Raw genomic sequence first — 5,191 nt, 5'->3', positions numbered from 1 at the left:
TTCACCAGCAGGGGCCGCGGGACTGGCTTTGCCAGACCGCAGGCGCCGCCCCCTGGAAGGGGGGGACAGGCTACACGCAGTGAGCCTGGGCGGGGGTCAAAGTCCAAACTCATAGTCCACGCTCATGGGTGCGTGGTCGGAAAACCGCTGTTCCTTGTAGATATGTTCGCTGCGGGCCAGCGCGGCAAACGCCGGGGTGGCGAGGTGATAGTCCAGCCGCCATCCTACGTTCTTGGCATAGGCCTGGCCGCGGTTGCTCCACCAGGTGTAGGCCGCGTCCGTGGCTGTGGGCTGCAGCTTTCGGTAGACATCGACCATACCGCCGCCCTTGACCGAGGGGCCTGTGCGCTGTGTCAGCTCCTGTGCGGCTTCGTTGGCCAGCTCGGCATCGCGCAGCAGCTCGGTCATCCAGGCGCGTTCTTCGGGCAGGAAGCCGCTGTTCTTCTTATTACCCTTGAAGTTTTTCAGGTCGATTTCCTGGTGCGCGATATTGATGTCGCCGCACAGCACGAAGTCGCGCGTTTCCTTCAGGGCCAGCAGGCGCGGATAAAACTCGGCCAGGAAGCGGAACTTGGCGGCCTGGCGTTCCTCGCCCGAAGAGCCGCTCGGGAAATAGCAGCTGATGATGGACAGCTTGGGGCTTTGCTTGCGCCCGGGTCTGTCAAAGCGCAGTTCCACATAACGTCCTTCGGCATCGAATTCGGCGGAGCCGTAGCCCACGATGACGTCGCTGGGTTCGTGCCTCGTGTACACGCCGACCCCGGAGTAGCCTTTTTTCTCGGCGAAATGAAAATGGCCTTTCATGCCGGCGATTTCCTCGAACCGGCCGCTCATGTCGGCGGCCTGGGCCTTGAGCTCCTGCACACAAATACAATCCGGCATGGATTGTGCAACCCAGTCCAGCAACCCCTTGCTGGCTGCGGAGCGGATACCGTTGAGGTTGAGGCTGGTTAATTTAAACATGGGACTTTCAAATGAGCACGGCAGGGAAACTGGACAACAAGGACGAAGCGCATTCTGCGGACGGTGCGCTGGCACAGGAATTCGTGCAGTTTGCCGTCGAATCAGGCGTGCTGCGCTTCGGGCAATTCAAGACCAAGGCCGGGCGCATGAGCCCCTATTTTTTCAATGCCGGCCTGTTTGACGACGGGGCCAAGCTGGGCCGGCTGGCGCAATTCTATGCGCGCCACCTGCTGGCCGAAGAAGAGCGCAGCGGTCTTGAATTCGACATGATTTTCGGGCCCGCCTACAAGGGCATTCCGCTGGCTGCCGCGGTGGCCGTCGAGCTGGCGCGGCTGGGGCGCAATTTTCCGTTTGCCTACAACCGCAAGGAGGCCAAGGACCATGGCGAAGGCGGCACGCTGGTCGGCGCACCCGTCAAAGGCCGTGTGCTGATCATTGACGACGTGATGTCCGCAGGCACCGCCGCCCGCGAATCCATTGCCATCATCCGGGCAGCCGGGGCCATTCCCCACGCTGTGGCGCTGGCGCTGGACCGGCAGGAGAAGGCCACCGAAAACGGTGTGGATGTGAACCACAGTGCTGTGCAATATGTTACGAATCAGTTGGGGTTGCAGGTTTGTGCGATTGCGCGCCTGACCGACTTGCTGCAGTATCTCTCCAGGCAGGGCGGCACGTCGGCTATAAGCGCTCCTGAAACGTTATCTTTGCAAGCGCACTACCAGTCGGTGCTGGCCTATCGGGAACGATACGGCGTCAATTAAGGATTCGAATTGCTCCTGCGAACCCTGTTCACGGTCATCTGTGTTTCACTCATGTGCCTGGCCGTCCCCGTCGCAGCGCAAAACATCTACACCTGTGTTGACGGCAAGGGCCGCAAGATCACGGCAGATCGCCCGATCATTGAATGCATAGACCGCACGCAACAGGAACTGGGCCCCACCGGCCTGGTCAAGCGCCAGGTGGGCCCGTCGTTGACCGTGCAGGAGCGCACCGCCCTCGAGGAAAAAGAGAAGGCCGCAGCCGAAGTGCGCGCACGCGAAGCCGAGGAAAAACGGCGTGACCGCGCCCTGTTGCTGCGCTATCCGCGCCGGGAAGTGCACGACCAGGAACGCGTCACCGCGCTGGCCCAGATCGATGAGGTCATCAAGGCTGCGAGCAAAAGAACGGTGGAACTGGCCGCGCAGCGCAAGAGCATCAACAGCGAGCTCGAGTTCTACGCGAAAGACCCCGCCAAGGCACCTCCTGCGCTGAAACGCAGGATCGAGGAAAACGACAACAGCGCTCTGGTGCAGAAGAAGTTCATCCTGGACCAGGAGCAGGAAAAAAAACGCGTCAACCAGCGGTTTGACGAAGAGCTGGTCAAGCTCAAGCAGCTGTGGGCCGTTGCCGGCGCGCCTGCCATTGCGGCCAGTGGTGTTGCTGGCGCCGCAAAAAATTAGCGGCTCGCCCCTGGGCTGTTGTTAACTCCGTCAGAACGGTCAGCCCAGCTTCTTTTTGAGCAACTCGTTCACCTGGGCCGGATTGGCCTTGCCTTTGGTGGCTTTCATGGCCTGACCGACCAGTGCGTTCATGGCTTTGGCATTGCCCGACCGGACCTCTTCGACGTTTTTGGCGTTGGCGGCCAGAACATCATCGATGATCTTTTCCAACTCGCCGGTGTCGCTCATCTGTTTGAGGCCTTTGGCTTCGATGATGGCGTCTACGTCCTGGCCTTCGCCGGTCCACAACGCATCAAACACCTGCCTGGCAGCATTGTTGGAAATCGTGCCGTCCGCAATCCGGCCAATCAGGGCGGCAAGTTGCGCAGCGCTGACGGTGGAAGTTTCAATCGATTTTTCTTCACTGTTCAGCCGCCGCGACAACTCGCCCATGACCCAGTTGCTGGCCAGCTTGGGCTGTTTGCTGAGTGTTGCCACCGCTTCGAAATAGGCGGCAGTGGCTTTGCTTTGCGTGAGTTGGCCGGCATCGTATTCGGGCAGGGCGTAATCAGCCACAAAGCGCGCTGCCATCACGCGCGGCAGTTCTGACATGTCGGAGCGGGTTTTCTCCACCCAGTCACGGCCGATCACCAGCGGCGGCAGGTCCGGGTCAGGGAAGTAGCGGTAGTCCGCGGCATCTTCCTTGGTTCGCATCGAACGCGTCTCGCCCGTGTCCGGATCAAACAACACCGTGGCCTGCTGAATCACATGGCCGTCTTCAATCTGTTCGATCTGCCAGCGCACTTCATAGTCAATGGCCTGTTGCATGAACTTGAAGCTGTTCAGGTTCTTGATCTCACGGCGGGTGCCCAACTCGGCACCGGGTTTGCGCACCGACACGTTGGCATCGCAGCGGAAGCTGCCTTCCTGCATGTTGCCGTCGCAAATGCCGATCCAGGTGACGATCTTGTGCAGCTCCTTGGCGTACGCCACCGCCTCAGCGGACGAACGCATGTCGGGCTCGGTCACGATTTCGAGAAGCGGCGTGCCGGCGCGGTTCAAATCGATACCGCTCATGCCAATGAAATCTTCGTGCAGCGACTTGCCCGCGTCTTCCTCAAGGTGGGCGCGCACCAGGCGCACCGCGCGTTCCTCGCCGTCCAGGAAAAACTCGACGCTGCCGCCTTGCACCACCGGAATCTCGAACTGGCTGATCTGGTAGCCCTTGGGCAGGTCAGGGTAGAAGTAATTCTTGCGTGCGAACACGCTTTGCTCGGCGATGTGCGCATTGACGGCCAGGCCGAACTCAATGGCGCGCTGCACAGCACCCCTGTTCATTACCGGCAGGGCGCCGGGCAGGGCGAGGTCCACGGCGCAGGCCTGTGTGTTCGGCTCGGCGCCGAACGCGGTAGAGGCGCGGCTGAAAATTTTCGATTGCGTGGTGAGCTGCGTGTGGGTCTCAAAGCCGATGATGACTTCGTAACCTTGCACCAGCGGCCCGGTGGGGCGGCCGGCTTGCATTTCGGCGAAAGGGTTGACGGTGGATTGGGTCTGGCTCATGTCAAATCACTCAAAGGCTTGGGGGCTGGCGCAGGTGCCAGTCGGTAGCCAACTGAAACTGGTGCGCGGCGCCCAGCAGTTGCGCTTCCTTGAAGTAGTTGCCGATTAACTGCAGGCCGACGGGCATGCCGCCCGCGCCAAAGCCTGCGGGCACGCTCATGCCAGGCAAGCCGGCGAGGCTGGATGACAGCGTGTAGATGTCGGCCAGGTAGTTGGCCACCGGATCATCGGATTTCTCGCCGATCTTCCACGCGACGGTGGGTGAAACGGGGCCTGCAATGATGTCGCACTGTGTGAAGGCGGTCTGGAAATCCTGCGCGATCAGGCGGCGGATTTTCTGCGCCTTGAGGTAGTAGGCGTCGTAGTAGCCGTGCGACAACACATAGGTGCCGATCATGATGCGGCGCGTGGCCTCGTCGCCAAAGCCTTCCGAGCGCGACTTTTTGTACATGTCGTTGAGGTCGGTGTAGTTGGCGGCGCGGTGGCCATAGCGCACGCCGTCAAAGCGGCTCAAATTGCTGCTGGCCTCGGCCGGCGCGATCACGTAATACACGGGAATGGAGAGTTCGGTGAGCGGCAGGCTCACGTCAATCAATGTGGCGCCCAGCTTTTCATATTCACCCAGCGCGGCGCGCACGGCGGCCAGCACGTCAGGTGCGCAGCCCGAGCCGAAGAATTGCGTGGGCAGCCCGATTCTCAAGCCTTTTAACGGTTTTGCGCCCGCAGGTTCTGCGCCGGCAGCTATCAAATCAGTAGCGTAGTCCGTGATGGGCAGGTCCAGCGACGTGGAGTCACGGTCGGGGTCGGGCCCGGCCATGCTGGAGAGCAGCAGGGCGCAGTCGAGCGCGCTGCGCGCCATCGGGCCGGCCTGGTCCAGGCTGGAGGCAAAGGCCACCATGCCGTAGCGTGAACAGCGGCCGTAGGTGGGCTTGATGCCGGTGATGCCGGTGAGCGACGCGGGCTGGCGGATCGAGCCGCCGGTGTCGGTGCCGGTCGCGGCGGGCACCAGGCGGGCCGCAACGGCGGCCGCCGAACCGCCCGAGGAGCCGCCCGGAATGCGTTCCAGGTCCCAGGGGTTCTTCACCGGCTTGTAGGCGCTGTTGTCGTTGCCCGAGCCCATGGCGAACTCGTCGCAGTTGAGCTTGCCCAGCGTGACCATGCCGGCTGCGCCGAGCTTGCCCACCACAGTTGCATCAAAGGGGCTGCGGTAGTTTTCCAGGATTTTGGAGCCGGCTGTCGTGGGGAAGAAG

At 61.7% G+C, this 5,191-nt stretch carries 5 protein-coding genes; 2 read left to right on the top strand and 3 right to left on the bottom strand.

Annotation, left to right across the window (positions count from 1 at the left end):
* Window positions 1–96: 96 nt before the first annotated feature.
* Window positions 97–963 carry an exodeoxyribonuclease III gene (locus AC1DWI_RS13255; protein ID WP_477670259.1) on the bottom strand — a complete coding sequence of 289 codons (867 nt, stop codon included), beginning with the start codon at window positions 961–963 and terminating at the stop codon, window positions 97–99.
* Window positions 964–974: 11 nt separating this feature from the next.
* On the opposite strand from AC1DWI_RS13255, the gene pyrE reads away from it, so the two are divergent.
* Window positions 975–1,724, top strand: coding sequence for an orotate phosphoribosyltransferase (gene pyrE / locus AC1DWI_RS13250; RefSeq protein ID WP_477670258.1), 750 nt, complete (start codon window positions 975–977; stop codon window positions 1,722–1,724).
* A 51-nt stretch (window positions 1,725–1,775) separates the two neighbouring features.
* Window positions 1,776–2,402 (top strand): DUF4124 domain-containing protein, encoded by a 627-nt coding sequence (locus tag AC1DWI_RS13245; RefSeq protein WP_477670737.1) that lies wholly within the window; start codon window positions 1,776–1,778, stop codon window positions 2,400–2,402.
* A 39-nt stretch (window positions 2,403–2,441) separates the two neighbouring features.
* Here AC1DWI_RS13245 and gatB read toward each other — a convergent pair whose 3' ends face one another.
* A complete protein-coding gene (gene gatB / locus AC1DWI_RS13240; protein ID WP_477670257.1) occupies window positions 2,442–3,941 on the bottom strand; it encodes an Asp-tRNA(Asn)/Glu-tRNA(Gln) amidotransferase subunit GatB in 1,500 nt (499 codons plus the stop codon).
* A 10-nt stretch (window positions 3,942–3,951) separates the two neighbouring features.
* Window positions 3,952–5,191, bottom strand: a 1,240-nt coding sequence (gene gatA, locus AC1DWI_RS13235) for an Asp-tRNA(Asn)/Glu-tRNA(Gln) amidotransferase subunit GatA (RefSeq protein WP_477724988.1), incomplete at its 5' end; no start/stop codon positions are given.

Source organism: Polaromonas sp. P3_C2 (assembly GCF_056402675.1).
This window is presented reverse-complemented; position numbering and strand designations above follow the sequence as displayed.